Origin of the sequence: Priestia sp. 179-F W1.4 NHS (assembly GCF_045369295.1) — a bacterium.
GTDB classification, from domain to species: domain Bacteria; phylum Bacillota; class Bacilli; order Bacillales; family Bacillaceae_H; genus Priestia; species Priestia zanthoxyli.
This window is the reverse complement of record NZ_JBIQFF010000006.1, coordinates 15,410-31,745: the sequence shown is the minus strand read 5'-3', so window position 1 is coordinate 31,745 and position 16,336 is coordinate 15,410. Positions and strand designations below refer to the sequence as shown.

General features: G+C 39.0%; 17 protein-coding genes. 7 read left to right on the top strand and 10 right to left on the bottom strand.

Annotated features, from left to right (window positions below):
• Positions 1-178 precede the first annotated feature (178 nt).
• From ACH0CI_RS22120 to asnB, 4 genes are all read right to left on the bottom strand, one after another.
• Positions 179-1,027 carry a phytoene/squalene synthase family protein gene (locus ACH0CI_RS22120; protein ID WP_034267741.1) on the bottom strand — a complete coding sequence of 283 codons (849 nt, stop codon included), beginning with the start codon at positions 1,025-1,027 and terminating at the stop codon, positions 179-181.
• 59 nt (positions 1,028-1,086) lie between these two features.
• Entirely contained in the window at positions 1,087-2,544 is a 1,458-nt protein-coding gene (locus ACH0CI_RS22115; RefSeq protein ID WP_406902279.1) for a phytoene desaturase family protein, read from the bottom strand.
• The gene (locus ACH0CI_RS22110; protein WP_034267744.1) at positions 2,541-4,073 is read right to left on the bottom strand and encodes a phytoene desaturase family protein; all 1,533 of its coding nucleotides are present in this window, start codon (positions 4,071-4,073) and stop codon (positions 2,541-2,543) included. The genes ACH0CI_RS22115 and ACH0CI_RS22110 overlap by 4 nt, the downstream gene beginning before the upstream one ends.
• A 314-nt stretch (positions 4,074-4,387) precedes the next feature.
• Positions 4,388-6,235 carry an asparagine synthase (glutamine-hydrolyzing) gene (gene asnB, locus ACH0CI_RS22105; RefSeq protein WP_028412408.1) on the bottom strand — a complete coding sequence of 616 codons (1,848 nt, stop codon included), beginning with the start codon at positions 6,233-6,235 and terminating at the stop codon, positions 4,388-4,390.
• Positions 6,236-6,406: 171 nt separating this feature from the next.
• On the opposite strand from asnB, the gene ACH0CI_RS22100 reads away from it, so the two are divergent.
• Positions 6,407-6,967: a DUF2777 domain-containing protein gene (locus ACH0CI_RS22100; protein WP_033578020.1), complete on the top strand. Its 561-nt coding sequence runs from the start codon at positions 6,407-6,409 to the stop codon at positions 6,965-6,967.
• Between the two features lie 85 nt (positions 6,968-7,052).
• Here the strand turns inward: ACH0CI_RS22100 and ACH0CI_RS22095 are convergent, their stop codons facing one another.
• The 3 genes from ACH0CI_RS22095 to ACH0CI_RS22085 form a co-directional block, all read right to left on the bottom strand.
• Positions 7,053-7,187, bottom strand: a complete 135-nt coding sequence (locus ACH0CI_RS22095) for a hypothetical protein (RefSeq protein ID WP_406902278.1) — start codon at positions 7,185-7,187, stop codon at positions 7,053-7,055.
• A gap of 133 nt (positions 7,188-7,320) precedes the next feature.
• The gene (locus ACH0CI_RS22090; protein ID WP_335387985.1) at positions 7,321-7,668 is read right to left on the bottom strand and encodes a DUF1516 family protein; all 348 of its coding nucleotides are present in this window, start codon (positions 7,666-7,668) and stop codon (positions 7,321-7,323) included.
• A 78-nt stretch (positions 7,669-7,746) separates the two neighbouring features.
• On the bottom strand, positions 7,747-8,919 hold the full coding sequence (locus ACH0CI_RS22085) for a DUF418 domain-containing protein (protein ID WP_335387984.1): 1,173 nt from the start codon (positions 8,917-8,919) through the stop codon (positions 7,747-7,749).
• A 198-nt stretch (positions 8,920-9,117) separates the two neighbouring features.
• Between ACH0CI_RS22085 and ACH0CI_RS22080 the strand changes: the two genes are divergently transcribed.
• The 6 genes from ACH0CI_RS22080 to ACH0CI_RS22055 all read left to right on the top strand — a co-directional run bounded on the left by ACH0CI_RS22080 (position 9,118) and on the right by ACH0CI_RS22055 (position 11,347).
• Positions 9,118-9,339, top strand: a complete 222-nt coding sequence (locus ACH0CI_RS22080) for a spore germination protein (RefSeq protein ID WP_013055358.1) — start codon at positions 9,118-9,120, stop codon at positions 9,337-9,339.
• Between the two features lie 30 nt (positions 9,340-9,369).
• Entirely contained in the window at positions 9,370-9,645 is a 276-nt protein-coding gene (locus ACH0CI_RS22075) for a spore germination protein GerPB (RefSeq protein WP_029324687.1), read from the top strand.
• 89 nt (positions 9,646-9,734) lie between these two features.
• Positions 9,735-10,451, top strand: a complete 717-nt coding sequence (gene gerPC, locus ACH0CI_RS22070; RefSeq protein ID WP_048021936.1) for a spore germination protein GerPC — start codon at positions 9,735-9,737, stop codon at positions 10,449-10,451.
• Positions 10,448-10,624 carry a hypothetical protein gene (locus tag ACH0CI_RS22065; protein ID WP_013055355.1) on the top strand — a complete coding sequence of 59 codons (177 nt, stop codon included), beginning with the start codon at positions 10,448-10,450 and terminating at the stop codon, positions 10,622-10,624. The genes gerPC and ACH0CI_RS22065 overlap by 4 nt, the downstream gene beginning before the upstream one ends.
• Before the next feature lie 12 nt (positions 10,625-10,636).
• Complete coding sequence (locus tag ACH0CI_RS22060; RefSeq protein ID WP_028412413.1) at positions 10,637-11,068, top strand: spore germination protein GerPE; 432 nt, start codon at positions 10,637-10,639, stop codon at positions 11,066-11,068.
• Between the two features lie 60 nt (positions 11,069-11,128).
• The gene (locus ACH0CI_RS22055; RefSeq protein ID WP_013055353.1) at positions 11,129-11,347 is read left to right on the top strand and encodes a spore germination protein; all 219 of its coding nucleotides are present in this window, start codon (positions 11,129-11,131) and stop codon (positions 11,345-11,347) included.
• Between the two features lie 46 nt (positions 11,348-11,393).
• Here ACH0CI_RS22055 and ACH0CI_RS22050 read toward each other — a convergent pair whose 3' ends face one another.
• The 3 genes from ACH0CI_RS22050 to ACH0CI_RS22040 are packed head-to-tail and all read right to left on the bottom strand — an operon-like array spanning position 11,394 to position 16,287.
• Positions 11,394-11,699, bottom strand: a complete 306-nt coding sequence (locus ACH0CI_RS22050) for an HNH endonuclease (protein WP_033578017.1) — start codon at positions 11,697-11,699, stop codon at positions 11,394-11,396.
• 14 nt (positions 11,700-11,713) lie between these two features.
• Positions 11,714-15,106 (bottom strand): SbcC/MukB-like Walker B domain-containing protein, encoded by a 3,393-nt coding sequence (locus ACH0CI_RS22045; protein ID WP_406902277.1) that lies wholly within the window; start codon positions 15,104-15,106, stop codon positions 11,714-11,716.
• Entirely contained in the window at positions 15,103-16,287 is a 1,185-nt protein-coding gene (locus tag ACH0CI_RS22040) for an exonuclease SbcCD subunit D (RefSeq protein ID WP_034263948.1), read from the bottom strand. Before ACH0CI_RS22040 ends, ACH0CI_RS22045 begins: the two co-directional genes overlap by 4 nt.
• Positions 16,288-16,336 lie beyond the last annotated feature (49 nt).

Genomic DNA, 16,336 nt, shown 5'->3' with positions numbered 1-16,336 from the left:
CCTCTTTCATGTTAGTTTTATTAACATTTAATGTTATATATATTATCATATATATAATTTTCTGAATATTCAAGTTAATATGTGATAAAAATGAGACTTTTTTCTTATTTACATAATAATTAACGCTTTCATATCTCTTCAAAAAAAAGTAACGCAAAGGAAAAGTAGCTCCTTTGCGTTACCCCGTAGAAATAGATGTCATAATTTGCTTTTTCACTTGACTTGTGACAAAATGCTTTTCTGTAAATACTTCATAATGTTCTTTTCGAATTTTATCAAGAATTGCTCGGTATAAATGCGCCGCTCCTGTAAGAGGTAAACGAGAAGCCACAGGATATTTATGAATCGACTGAAGCCCTTTTATATAATACATTTCTGCTTCTTTGGCCAGGTGCTCCCACATTTCTATAAATTCAGAAGTGACCCACCGGTTCTCTAATAGCGTGCGCGTATATCCGTAAGAATTCATAAGGTCTTTCGGTAAATAAATGCGCCCTCGCTCTAAGTCTTCCCCCACGTCTCTTAAAATGTTGGTCAGCTGCATCGCAATGCCTAACGCAACTGCTTCTTCTTCTAATTCTTTATGAGTAGTTGGAGCTAAAATCGGTAAAAGCATTAACCCTACCGTACTCGCTACATGATAGGAGTATGTTTTCACTTCATCAAGCGTATCGTATTCTTTTTTTACTAAATCCATTCGCTGACCGGTAATCATATCGTCAAATGCTTGAACATTCATTTCATATTGTTCAAATACATTGCGCAGAGCTACCCACATGGCGCTTTCGTTTAATAGTTCTCCATTTTTAAACCGAGCAAATTCTCCTTCGAATTGCTGCAGCTCTATTTCAGGATTACTTCCTTCATCTACAATATCATCGACTTGACGGCAAAATGCATATACCGCCCATACTGCCTTTCTTTGTTTTGACGGCAGCATGGAAAAAGCTTTGTAAAACGTTTTTGAGTTTTCTTTAATAATTTCTTCACACTGAGTGTACGCTTTGTCTAACGAAATGTTCATCATATAGGACCCCTTTCTCTATTAAAGGATAAACCATCATTTCCTTATGGCTTCACAAGATCTTAAGAGAGCTTTGCAACCGTTTGAATAGACGATTGTTCAATAAGATGATCAGCCAACATTTTTGCTCCTTGCATAACAATTGGCACGCCTCCGCCTGGATGTATAGATGCTCCCACCGCAAAAACATTTTTATATTCGTACGGCTGGTACTGAGGTCTGAATACGCCTGACTGAAACAGCTCAGGAGCAATACCAAAGCTTCCGCCTTCGTAAAGTCCAAATGCTTGAGCATCATTTGGCGTGCGTACTTTTACCCATTCTATTTCTTTACGCAGCTCCCCAAACCCTTTTTCTTCCAAAGTTCGAATGATTCCATCAACAAAATCTTGCTGATTGCTCCAATCAATGTGGCCACCTGATGGAACCGGTACAAGTGCATATAGCACACTTTTTCCTTCGGGAGCTAGGGATGGATCAATAACAGAGGGATTAAATGTATAAATAGCGGGATCTTCAGGAATCGTTTTATGCTTAAACACTGCTTCCATATGTTTAGCCAAATCATTGCCCATAAAGTATTGATGCACATTGTGATGATCATATTTTCTCTTCAAACCAAGATAAAGCAGCAGACAGCTGGACGAAGGCACATACTTCTTTTCTTTTTTTTGAGCAATTTTCGCCATATTAGGAAAGTCGCCATTTAAAACCACTTGATCAAATGGGTGAAGTTTTTCGTCAACAATAACCCCTTCTGTCTTGTCTCCTAATATAGAAAGCTCTTGAACCACCTTATTCAAATGAATGCTTACACCTTGCTCTATCAGCGCTTTTTCAAGAAGTGGCACAAGACTTGCGTATCCCCCTTTTACGTAATAGATGCCATGAGCATGCTCACTGTAAGGAACAAGGGAATAAATAGCTGGTGCCGAATAAGGATTCCCTCCAATATAGAGAGATTGCAGCGAGTAGGCATCTACTAGACGTTCATCATGGAAATACGTTGAAACAAATTTTCTCATTGATTTATTTGCATTCATTTTTTTTAATGCCTTAATGTTTTGCCATGTCCAAAAATCTCGTTTATTTACAAATGTTTTTTCCAAAAATGCATTACTTCCTAATTCAAATCGCTTTTTTAATTCCGTCATAAAACGCCGATAGTTTTGCTCTTCGCCTGGAAACAAACGGCTAATCTCCTCTAACTGATCTTTTTCAGTCGCTTTTTTTGTATAGGTCGTACCGTCTGGAAAATGAATATCATAAAGTGGATCACAGCGTATTAGTTCATATTGAGAAGCAGAAATGCCCGCTTCATCTAAAATACGTTCAAGCATTAAAGGCAGCAAGACAATCGTGGGACCTTCATCAATTTTATAACCGTCTTTTTCTACAAACGCCAGCCGGCCGCCCAGCCTGTTTTCTTTTTCGAAAATATCAACAGAAAAACCTCGTTTGCTTAATAACAAAGCGGTAATTAAACCGCCTATGCCGCCTCCAACAATTGCTGTTCTCATAATGCACTCTCCATTTCCTTCATGGTTTTAAACGGCTCATTCAGTAATTGTCCGTCTCTTTTTAAGATGAGCTTTGTCGTAATGCGGGATGATTCCAGAATAGTTGGTAGACCGCTCCCTGGATGAGTTCCTCCTCCAACTAGCCAGCAATTTTCTAATTCTTCAAATTTATTATGCGGACGCAGTACCATCATTTGAGTGAGCTGATGTCCAAGGTTAAATGTCGCTCCTTTATAGACCAGCACGTCTTCTTCCCACTGCTTTGGTGAAATGATTTTTTCAACTTCAATATGACTCTCTAAATCTTTGAAACCCGTTTTCTTTTCTACAATTTTTAATACTGCATCTCGAAAAGCTTTTTGTTTTTCATCCCAGTTTACACCGCTGAAATTATTTGGAACCGGCGCTAAAATATAAAGAGCAGACTTTCCTTCTGGTGCTAAAGTTGGGTCTGTTACACTTGGGTTTTGAATGTAGATGGAAGGGTCTTCTGAAAGAGCTAACGTTTTTGTGATCTCTTCTACATTTTTTTTATAATCTTCAGCGAACACAATCGTGTGATGAGGCAGATCTTTGTACTGTTTGTCTATGCCTAGATAAATCATAAAAGTGGAACAAGAGTATTTTTTCTTTTCAAGTTTTTTAACTGCATATTTTTTAAGCGTACCTTCATCTATTAAATTCGTCATGGCATGAGCAAAATCTCCATTGATAATGACGTCGTCTGCCCCTATTCGCTCTCCATTTTCTAGAATAATCCCTTTTACTCTCTTATTTTCAATCCATAGTTTTTGAACACCTTGGTTTAAGTGGATGTGCCCTTGATGTTCTTCCACTACTTTTGCCATTGCTTGAGATAGCTGATTTACTCCTCCTATCGGATGGAAGATACCGTAGGCATGTTCCATAAACGATAAAATAGAAAAGGCTCCTGGACATTCCCAAGGGGACATTCCCAAGTACTTCGATTGAAAAGTAAAAGCTAATTTCAATTTCTCATCAGTGAAATACTTGCCAAGTACATCATAGAGCGTTTTACCTAAGGATAAATGCGGCAGTGCTCGAATTGCTTCAGGCTTTAAATAGTGATGAAAACGATCCATCTGGCCTTGCAATAAAGGCAGCAAAGCCGCCATCTTTGCTTCGGTGTCTTTCATAAAGCGCTCATAGCCTTCCCCGTTTCCTGGGTATAAACGTTCGATTTCTTCTTTCATCTTTTTATGGTTATCCGTCATCTGAATCTGTGCATCATCAAAGATAAGCTCATACATGAGATTTAGACGTTTTAAGTCCATATAGTCATGCGCATTGCGATTAGCAGCTTGAAATAATTCTTCAAAAATCTGTGGCATGCTCAAAAATGTAGGACCCATATCAAACGTATAACCTGACATTTTAATCGCTGAATTTCGCCCGCCCACGTATCCTTGCTTTTCATATACATCTACTTTATAGCCATGACTTGCTAACAGCATTGCTGCCGCTAGTCCTCCTGGACCTGCTCCAATCACGATTACGTTTTTTTGCATACATACACTCCTAATCTTATACAATAGTTATACAAACATTATACAAAGCTTTATTATTAAACACAACGATAAACTGCTTGTCTTTATTCGAATCATAAAATTACCAATAACTAAACCATGAAAATATGACGTTTGTACCATTTTTCCAGGGTTTCAGTACACTTTCCCTTTATTCGGTGCTTTCAAGCTTTTATTTTATATCTATGTAAAGTTATACAAAAATAGACTGCGGTCTTCTTCTCTACTTAAACGTATAAAAAAGAGAAATGGATGACTGATTTCATAAAAAAACCCTCTGTACTGAGAGGGTCCTGTCATTCAACAATTTGAATATTATTGTGAGTAAACCAGACGTGAATTTGAGCTAGATGAGCTAGCAGCTGAGGCCCTGTCATTAATTGACCAAACCACGGCGCTTTAAATCCTTCTCCGCCTGTATCAATAATATGCTTTAACTGCTGCTTATCAAAAAATTCATAAAGAGGTGACTGTTTATCTTGTAAAAGAGATTGAAGCCATACAGTTACAGCTTTTGTATAAGCTGGGTTATGCGTTTTAGGGTAAGGGCTTTTCTTGCGATAAAGAACGTCATGAGGCAAAATTCCTTCAAGCGCTTTTCGTAAAATCCCCTTCTCTTTATTGCCCGTCATTTTCATCTCCCATGGAATATTCCATGCATATTCCACAAGGCGATGATCTGCAAAAGGCACGCGTACTTCTAAGCTCGCTCCCATGCTCATACGATCTTTACGATCTAATAAAGTTGTCATAAACCAAACCTGATTTAAATAAAACAGCTTTCTCCGCTGCGCATCTTCTAACGATTCACCTTCTAATTCAGGCACTTCCTTTAACGTTTCTTCATATCTTGCACGTACATAATCTTCTAACTGTAATTTCTTTCTCCATGAACTTTGCAGCAAATCAATTCGAGCATCTAATGAGCGCATCCACGGGAAAGTATCCGAAGACAAATCGTGTTTTCGGTGAAACCACGGATATCCTCCAAAAATTTCATCTGCACATTCTCCTGATAAGCTCACGACAAAATCTTGTTTGATTTCACGGCAAAACCAAAGCAACGATGAATCTACATCAGCCATTCCAGGAAGATCTCTCACCTCTACAGCCTCTGTTAAATGCTGCACAAGGTCCTCCGTTGAAATAATGCAGCGATGATGATTTGTTTGAAACGTATCGGACATGAGCTTGATATAAGTTCCATCAGAATTTGGCTGAAACTCATTTGCTTTAAAAAATTTATCATTGTCTTCATAGTCGATAGAATACGTATGAAGGGAGCCCTTGCCGCTTTCTTTGAACGCATTTGCAGCAATTGCTGTAATGGCGCTTGAGTCCACTCCACCTGATAAAAATGTACAAACCGGGACATCCGACACTAGCTGTCTTACAATCGCGTCTTGCACTAAAAATTTAACTTTTTCTGTTGTTTCAGCTAAATTATCTGTATGCTGCTCACTTTTTACGTTCCAGTATCGCCAAATCTTCAATCCGTTACGCGTAAGCGTGAGCGCGTGAGCCGGGCGTAATTCATTTATGTTTTTAAATACGCCGTGGCCGGGAGATCGAGAAGGTCCTAAGCCAAACACTTCTGCTAATCCATCTAATCCTACTTCTGCTTTTACCTCAGGATGAGCTAATATCGCCTTTAATTCTGATGCAAATTGAATTCCACCTTCATAAGATCGATAGAATAAGGGCTTCACTCCCATTCTGTCGCGTGCTATAAATAACTTTTCATTGGCTTCATCCCAGATCGAAAAAGCAAAGATACCGTTAAAATGATCTACGCATGATTCTTTCCATTCTATATAAGATGTTAGAAGTACTTCCGTATCTGAATGTCCCTGAAATTGATAACCTCTTTTTAGTAATTCTTTCCGAATATCTTCCGTGTTGTAAAGCTCTCCATTATAGCAAAGCGTGTAGAGCTGTTCATTTTTTTCTCGCGTCATCGGCTGTCTTCCGCCTTGAGGATCTACTACAACTAAGCGTTTGTGCCCAAAAGCAACATGCTGCTGTGTCCATACGTTGGTGTCATCAGGACCTCTTTTCGATAAAGTGTCAGCCATTTTTGTTATTGTTGCTGTTTCATTTAAAAGCGATCGCTTTAAATCGACCCAACCCGTTATACCACACATCGTTTATCATCCTTTCTTTCACGCTCTTGTTTATGAATGAAATAATGCCATTGTATGCACGCAGTAGTTACAGTTGAATTGTCCTTATATTTTATTTTTACTTTTCAGTTATAAAGAGAGCTTTTTTAGGCAATAAAAAAATATGGATAAATTTCACACGGAGGTTTGATTATGAATCATTATTCTAAACAACAAGCTATGAACAATCAGCCGCGTTCCTTCGTGATTGGTACGGTTGAATGTGTTGATTCACAGTGGATTTTCTTTGAAGATGAAAGTGACGAAGCTTCCATGCTTCATGAAGTAATGGATGAGACATTAGAACTTCTTATTGATACACGCTGGGAAAAAGCCATTATGGTTGATGACCGTCAAATAAAGCTTCACGATGGAACGTATTTATTGCGAAATGGGGATAAGCTAAGACTGACTAAAAAGCTACCTTATGCATACGAACAGCTTCTTCAATCACTACCGAAAGAGACCTTTTTATCATTCACTCAGCACTTAAATTCATTAAAATTCTCTCTTTATGATTGTATTTACTGTCACAACACATTATGTTTTTTACCGACAGACGGTGATACAAAAGGTGCTAATTTTATCATTTATGACAATGAGGAAAAAATTTGTGCCGTTCAGCATTTATTCGAACGAGGCACGCATTACCTAGACCGATTTGAATATACCGTTAACGATGGAGAACGTTCAATGAATCTTTTTTTAGATTAAAGCAAAAGAAAAGAGTTTGAGACATAACTTCATCAACCTAATCTAAAAAGAAAAAATTGGATATATGAGTTCGTATTGATTGCTTTTAAAACGCTATTGGTTTCCGTGCAAGGCTTCGCTTTCCGCGGGCGGCCGATGAGCCTCCTCGTCGCTTACGCTCCTGCGGGGTCTCACCTGTGCCACTTTTCCCGCAGGAGTCTTCGCCTTGCCCTCCAATCAACAGCTAGAAGCACCTACACGCATTAAATTTACTTTCACCATGACAACGAAAAAAAACCGAAGTATTAATCAGAATTCTGATTAATACTTCGGTTTTTCTTTGAACTAAAATACTCTTGCCCTATCCTCTTTTCTTATCCTAGTACGACATATCCGTAATAGAATACTAAGATAAGCGCAATTAAAAGAACTGCCCAAGCAACGCCTGTACGTTTTCTTTTTTCAGTACGAACAAGGACCATTTCCATTCCCACAAGCACTAACACTCCGGCAATTCCTTTAATGAGCGCTGCGCCTTGAAAATGGTACCAAGCTGCTAACATATGCAGACCTGACACTAACACTAATAAGTATAGAAGTCTCGCCACCATATGTAGGATTTTTTGACCTTTAGCTTTACCTGCTCGATGTAAAATCAACGAAACCACAAACGAGATAATCAATAATGTCCAAAGCGTTACATGAATATGTAGTGGAGCCATTCATCTCACGTCCTTTCTGAAAATATCATATCATGAAAACCTTTCCTTCACCAATAATATAAGGAAGGAAAAGGATTTTTAGCGGCTGCGTCCATATGTAGCATACCGAATGAGTTTTTCAAGCGGTCCATCTGAAAATAGGCTCATCCATATCCAGCTTCCCAGCAGTTGAATAAAAATGATAATCCCCGCAATAGCCAATCCTTCTACAATTGAAATATGTCCGTAGTATCCTAACCCATATGAGTAAAAAAGGAATGTACATACAATGGACTGGACAATATAGTTAGTTAAAATCATTCTCCCAAAAAAGGCAAATGGCTGCATGATTTTTCGAATAGATACACTTCGCATAGCCAATGTGACCAACGTTACAACAAAAATTGCTCCTGCCGTTCCTCCGATTGTATCGTGGATATAGGATGTAGCTACATTGTGATCTAAAGCATACGGCAGTACGGATGATACTGTATACGCGATAAATGAAATAAGGCAAAGCCACTTTGTCTCCACTATATATTCTTCTATTTCTTCGAACCAATCGCTTTTCGCCATAAAACCGCCTAATAAAAACAGTGGAAATAGCGATAAAAACAGAAAAGGAACCGTATTTAAATTATACGCATAGTACCAATCCAGCAAGTGCTGATGAAATATTGACGCAAAACTTCCGTGTCCATATACTTGAAGCGCTTGGTCAATAATAGGCTGGTGAATTCCCGCTGCTGTCTCTCCTTCATTAGCAAAAGCCGCTACCGTTAAAATAACAATCATAATCACAGCGTAAATACTAAATATTCCGGTTCCCCATGCTAATAACACTTCTTTCTTTGCTTCTTGAAAAAACAGCATAATCAAAGCAAAGAAGCTGTATATCACAATCATATCACCGTGCCAAATAAATACAGCATGAATAGCTCCAACGAGAAGCAAAGCTGTCATTCTTCGTACATAAAAAGGAGTAAAGCTTACTTGCCTTTCGTATGTACGCTGGAACATTTTCATAAAACCAAATCCAAACAAAATAGCAAGCAGCGCGTACCCTGTCTGCCCTACTACTATATCAACTAATCCATTAGCAACATAACTCATTCTTGAACCATTCATCAAATTATTGTCGTAATAGGCAGCAGGCGAATAAAAATCGGGCATGTTCATCAGCAAAATACCAATAAGCGCGATTCCTTTTAACACATCTGCTGCTTCAATACGCTGTTCTTTATCAGCTGCGTTCATTTTGAAACGTTTCATTCTTCCACACCTTACATGATTTCATTATTGCTTTCACATTATATCGAACGCAAAAGTTTTTCTTCAATGTTTACTATTTCCATCCCTCTTTTTAATGTTTTACTTACTATCTGCATATAGATAAGGAAAAAGCATTAATCACCTTTTTATCTAGGCTTCATATGCTGTTACTAGACTAAATTAAAAGGGTGTTTGCCTATGCCTGCCATTGTTGGTGTTGTTAATCTTAACAGTGTTGGTTCAGCCAGCGTCTTTCATATTGGAGATGTTTATACAATAGCCCCTATTTCTACTGCTAAAACATTTGCTGGCGCAGGTTCGTTTAATACAGGCGACGGATTATATGTTGTGAATCAGCAGAGCTCAACGAATACGTCGGACAATGACGTAAATGATCAAAATGTCGCTGGAAATCTCTAATAGAAATGAAGCTCATACAGGAGGATGCTTATGAACTTTTATGTAAATCAAAGTATCTGTATTCAAAGTATGAAAATCAGTGCCGTCAGTAACTCTTCGGTACTTCAAATTGGAAGCGTAGGTGTTATTAAACCGAACTCAAATCTCTTTAATACAGGAGGGTTTACAGGCGCTGCACCTACTGAAACAAAAAAAGGCATTCTTGGATCTGTTTCTCCCTCTACCTTTACTCCCGGAACCGGTGCTGGCACTGCACCCGCTCCTTTTTCACAGTCGTTAACTCCCCCAGCTCGAGACAACGACTGACATGTTACAACCTTCATCGCCATATGTATATATATAACTATTTTCTTTATCGGGAGATAAGGGAATCGAGGTGATTGAAGGTGGATAACATGGACTATATTCAGCAGGTATATCAGTATGTTCAGCAAATGTCTTCGTATATTCAGCAGCAAGAAGGACGCATTGCTCAGCTTGAAAAAAACGTACAAGAACTTCAGAAAAAAATAAAAGAGTTAGGTGAACAGCCACCTATTAAAATTGATAAAATTGAATATAAATTTGAACAGTTAAAAATTGATTCTTTAGATGGAACATTAAATATTGGATTGAACCCTCTTACACCCGATAATTTAGAAGATATCATTATTAATGAGAAACCAGAAGTAACGTTTCCGCAAGGAGCTCAGCCACAAGGTCAGCCGCCTCAAGGTGAGCAGCCGGGACAACCCGGAGGTCCTGGACCGCAAAATCCCAGCTTAAAACCATTGGATCGCCAGCTAGAAAAGCAGTGGGTCTCTGATATTCATGAAACGATTTTAAATGAGCTTAATCAATATGGCTTTTCTATGGTTCAACATGTGCTTGATGAGCGCTCGATGATGATTGATGAATCGTACTACGAGTTTATTTTAGAAGATATTAAAAAGCAGCTGCAGCAGCGGATTACTTTTTATATACAGCAAGTTCAGCCGGAAGAAATGGAACGGAATTTTGAACAAATTAAACCGCAAATTATCGGTAAACTTTATGAAGATATGAAAAAAGGAATTGACGCATTTTTAACGTATTTACCTGAATCCTTAAAGAAAGGTGGACCCCCTTCATGAACTTTAACGTTGTAAACCGTGAATTGCTTGTTGGAGACGTTAGTATTACAGGCGTATCTTCTTCTTCTCTTTTTTTAATTGGTGATGCAAATTACATCTCTCTCTCTTCAACATTTGATACACCAGCGGAATCTTTGATTATCGGTCCTTATGTTCCACTATCGTTATCATAAAGGAGCTTATGTATGCTTTCACGCACATCTTCTGTTAATTATATAGAAATTAATTCCTTGTCAGCGAGCTCTTTTTGCCAAATTGGAGATTCAACAGAAATTCACCTACTTAATAAAGCGTTAGCTGATCGGAGACAGTATCCGTTTTTCTACGGCAGAGAAGGAAATTTTGATGATTATGCTATCTTTAGTGAGCCTATTCCCCATGGTGACTACGAACCTATTCCCGTTCAAACGTGGAATGAAATACCTTTAATCCGCGTTAACAGAATTGATATAAAAGGGTGCTCATTCTCGTCAGTTATTCATGTTGGCTCGACCTGCAATGTTTATGCAGAAGCCCGCATTAAGCATATTCGTGAACTGATCAACGATGAACCTTCAAAGGAAGCTGAAACAGGAGCTTCAAAGAAAGCTGCTTCAGAAGCTAGCGGCAGTGAGTGAACCTTTTAAGAAACTGCTCATATACTAAACTAATATCACGAAAAAAAGGGTGTGAACCTCATGCCAGCAATAATCGGACCCGTTAGTATCACGAGCGTCGGGGGCGGTGTCGTAACGTTTGGAGATACGTTTTATGTTTCTCCAAAAAGCGCTGCTAAAACAGCCTCAGGCTCCGGTTCTTTAAATACAGGTAACTTTGTTAATACCAATAACGGCATTTCAGGAACAAATACGTTAGATCCAGATTTATTCGATCAAAATATAGCGGCAAATGCTTAAAAAAACCCCTTATCTTTGCTATTAAAGCGGATAAGGGGTTTTTTATTCACCTGGATTTTCGGCTGTTTGATTTTTTGGTTTTAGGTAATTTAGAAGAAGGCTGTTTACGAATCCATTTAATAAAAGAGCTAATTTTAGAATCAGCTTGTAATAAAGAAATCGTATTAAGACGAATGGCTAATTCATCATTTGTGTATAACGCATGAATTTGTTTATGACACGGAATACATAAGTTTGCCGTCGGTTCAAACGCTCCGCCCATTTCCTTTGGCGTTAAATGATGTACGGTCGTCAAGACATCCTGCCTTCCGCATAATTCGCATGTTCCTATTCGCCTGTCTTTTTTCTTCATATAGATTTCCTTCCCTATAAAGTTTCTACTCTTACACTAGTTCCTTTGCCAGAAGGCTCGGACGGCTCAACAATCAAACGTTTTGGCAGACGAGCACGAAGTTCTTGTACGTGACTGATGATTCCAATTGATAAATTATTGGACTGAAGTTTTTCAAGCGCCGTAACCACGGTATCAAGAAGCTCTCCATCAAGCGTTCCAAATCCTTCATCTAAAAAGAAAAACTGCAGTGGATATTCTCCTCTTAGCTGTATTTGTGCAGATAATGAAAGGGCCAGAGCGAGGGAAGTTAAAAATGTTTCCCCTCCCGATAAAGTTGAAACCGGACGTTTTACGCCTCCATTTGCATCATCTCTCATGATAAAGCCGCCTTGTGAATCAACTTCAATCGCATAGCGCTGACGTGTTAATATACCCAGACGCTCTGAAGCATCTCGGCTAACGGACATCAGCTGTTCTTCAGCAATATATTCGACGAAAGCATTTCCTTTAAATACTGTTTGAAGCTTTTGATACTGTTCAAATAACGCTTGTTTTTCTTCACGGTCCTGTTCAAGCACTAAAAATCGCTCATGCCGTTCTTTGACGCTTTTTAACGTTTGCTCAGCTGCTCCCTTGAGCTGAACGGCTTCTTTTACAGCGGCTTTTATATCATGAAGCAGCTGCTGAGTTTCTTCAAATTGCTGCTCTTCTATGGACTGGTGATTCAGCTGGATATTTAACTGTTCAACTGATGACTTCATCTGTTTTATGTTGTCCCAATAAGCCTGAACAGTTTCATCCAACAATTTCATCTCATCGTGTGATAACAAAGCTTGCTGAACTTCTTTTTCTTCGCTGAATAAAGAATTCCCTATCGCTTCTTCCCATTTTCCAGCTGCTTTTTCATACTGGATATGAGCTGTTTCTAGAGATTCGCTCGCTGCTTTTTCATCCATTTGCAGCGTTTGATACGCTTTTTGAACAGTCTGCCAATGTTGATACGCCTGCTGTTCATTCGTCTCTAACTCCGCAAGTAAGTGAACTGTTTTTTGCAGCGCTTGTTCAATATCTTCTTGATCTGTAAGCGTACGCAAGCGTTCAATTTGCGAGTGAACAAGAGATTGTTTATGAGACAGCATTGCTTTTAATTCTGTAAATTCTTTTTCGCCCGCATATTTTTCTTCTTTTAGACGTTCGATTTTCTTTTGCTGATTTTCAAAAAATACGCTGCTTTTTTCAATTCGAGCCTTTATTGTCTGCTCTTCTTTTTCTCGCTCGTTTAGCTGTTCATTAATTTTTTCCATCTCTTCAAATACAAAGGAAGGATAATCTTGTTGAAAAGCTTCTCTTCCTGCTTGTAACGCTTGTTTTTGCTGAGTGACTTTTCTTTCCAATTCAGCTTGTTCTTTTTGATAATGAGCAAGCTCTAATTCAATCTTTTCAAGACTTTGCTGGACCTTTTGTACCTGCCCGAGAATTGCATGCTGTTTTTCGCTTACCTGCAAATAATCCTGCTCAAGAGATTTAATTTCAACTTCTATTTTCTTAGCATACTGACCAAAGGCATCTGTACCCATTTCTCCTAAAGCAGGAACTTGGCCAGCTTCATTCATAAACCCAGCTAAATCAGGTATTTTTTCAACAAGAGGTTTAGCAAGCTGTTCAAGCTGCATTTTAAGCGACGAATAGCTAAATCGCTGTTCACGCAACTGATTGACTTGATCTTCGAACTGATCCGCTGATTCTACTGTACCATTTTCTTCTTTTTGGTTTAACACGGGGTTAGGATGATGCTCAGAGCCACAAACTGGACAAGGCTCTCCTTTAGTCAGCTGCTCAGCTAATTGATGAGCCAGACGATGTGACCATTCTTTTTCCTTGCGTCTTTTTAGATCACTCATTAAATGATCCGCTTGTTGAAAAAGCTGCTGAAACTCTTTTTCCCGCTCACATACAGTGTGATACAAGCCTTGAATATCCGAAAATAACTCTTTACTTCGTTCTATTGTTTGCTGATATCTCTCTTGGTGTGTTTGTTTTTGTGTGTGCAAATGCTGAAGCTGTTCCGCTTTTTCTTTATACGTTTTTTGGCCTTCATCTAGATTTTTTTTATCGTTATTCCATACTTGATAACGGTAGAATGCTTGCTGAACAGCCTGCCGATAATCAGGTTGAATCTCCACTTTTGTTAATGCTTCTTTTAACTCTTTTTGAAGGTTCAGACCTTGCTGATACCGCTTATCCGCTTCTATTAATTCATCATTTTTCGTTTGAAGTGCCTGCTGCTTTTGCTGAAGAGAAACTTCCGCTTCTTTTACTTCTTGCTGCCCATCTTTAATTTGTTTTTGAAGATCAGAAGCTTGTTGAAGCTGTTCTTTTTGAACAACTAATTTGGGCTGCTGTTCATTTTTTTGTAAGCGAGCCTGCTCATATAAGCTATTCAATCGCTTATATTCCTCACTTTGCTGAACAATTTGCACTTTTAATTTTTCTACTTTATCTTTATAAAGCTTCTGCTGTTTTTCAGCTTGTTCAAATGTTTCTAAATAAGGAAAAAGACGCTCTGCCTGCTGCGCTTTCGTCAGCAAATCTTGCTTTTGTTTAATCTCCTCTTCCTGCTTAGAAGCATGCACTAGTTTTTCTTCTAACAGTGTTTTTTCCTGCTGCGCTTTCCAAAGAGATGCCTGCTGATCGTATCGTTCCTGCAAATCAGCCGCTTCTTTTTCTCGTTTTTCCAAAAGTACAATGCTATCACTTACAAGCTGCTCGGCTTCTGTTACTTTCTCTGTTGAAGCTTCACCTAATCCCGTTTGTTCTGCCGTGATTTTATCTAGGTCTGTTTTTAGCTGCTGAACTTGATAGCGTATTTTCTTACTAAGCTGATCTCCGTACTGCTCGAGATTAAAAAGACGCTGAAGCATTTGACGACGTTCCGTCCCTTTTAACGATAAAAACTCTGCAAATTTTCCTTGTGGTAATACAACAGCTCTTGTAAAATCATCAATTGTTAAACCAAGAAGTTCCTGTACCTGCTGGTTTACATCATTTGTTTTATCCGCTAATACGTACGTTTCATCTTCGATTTCAATCAATCGACTGGAAGCTGATTTCACACGCAGCTCATCTGTCCGTTTAAAGCTTCGTTCAACAGTATAGCGTTTTTTATGACTAGCGTTTTCCAGCTCGAACGTAAACGATACTTTCAGTTCATTTTCCCCGTGATTTAAAATTCCTTGTGTATTATTGGCTGCACGCTCTACTTTTCCGTATAAAGCTAGTGTAATGGCATCCAAAATGGAGGATTTCCCGCTTCCAGTAGGACCAAATATTCCAAACACACCGCCTGAACACAGCGCTTCAAAGTCGACAGTTTGTTTTTCTCTAAAACTGTGAAGCCCCGAAACGGTCAAGTTAATAGGTTTCATTTTTCATCCTCCTTTCCCGATACTTCTTCATCGTTAATCAAGGTTAAAAACAGTTTGACTAACTCATCATCAGGTGCCCCTCCGCCGGTTTGCCTGCTGTAGAACTTTGTAAACAGTTCTTCGATCGGCACTTCGCGCTGTGAACGTGTTTCATGTGCTAGTTCTTCTGCTTTGAATACCGGACGAATATGAATAAAGCCTGGATGAAGCTTGCGAAGTCGATGGATTTCTTCTAGTGAAAGTGCATCTTCTACGTGAACTTCTAAATCAACCCATGCCTGCGCATCTTTCTGTTCATCAAGCCACGTATATACTTCTGCCAATCCGTTTTTTGCTTTCCAACGCGTCAAAGGCTTTCCGCTAGATAATGGAATTTCCGTCATTTCAACCTCTTTTCCTGGCTGAGCATCTAAAATGGTAACAGACTTTGCATATCCTGACTCTGAAAAACTATAGGCAAGAGGTGACCCAGAATATCTTGCAAAGGTGTTGGCGCGATTGATCATTTGCGGGCGATGCAAATGTCCTAGAGCTACATATTGAGCATTAGCAGGCAAACTAGTTGCCGCCACCGTATAAGCTCCTCCTACTTCAATTGGACGTTCTGAGTCCGTTGAACTTCCGCCTGCTACGTAAATATGACTCATCGCAATATTAACGGTATCTGTTGTGAACTGCTCACTCATTTTATCGAAAATACCTTTTACTCTGGCATCGTATGAATTTCGAAGAGCCAGCTCATCATTTTCTTCTGCTAACAGTTCCTTTAACCTTGATTCAGATGGGTAAGGAAGAGCCGCAACCTTTAATATTTCATCTGATGTAGGAATGTGAATGCTTTCTACATCGGTAGTAGGCAAACCAAGAAGTGTAATATTTTGATGAACAGCTAATGGAGAAGCCGCCGACAGCCGATCTGGGTTATCATGATTACCTGCAATAACAATAATTGGACGTTTTCCATTGTTGCTCAACCTAGACATACTTTCGTAAAAGAGCTGCTCTGCCGCTGCTGGAGGGTTAACCGTATCAAAGGCATCTCCCGCCATGAGAATAGCATCTATCTTTTCTTCTTCCACAATGTCTGCCAGTTCATCTAAAAACTGTGCTTGCTCAGCTAGACGGCTTCGACCTTCTAACGTTCGCCCCAAATGCCAATCCGCTGTATGTAATAAACGCATGTTACTCTCTCCTTATTGGTGAAAAAGAAGAAGACTATCGCCTTCTTCT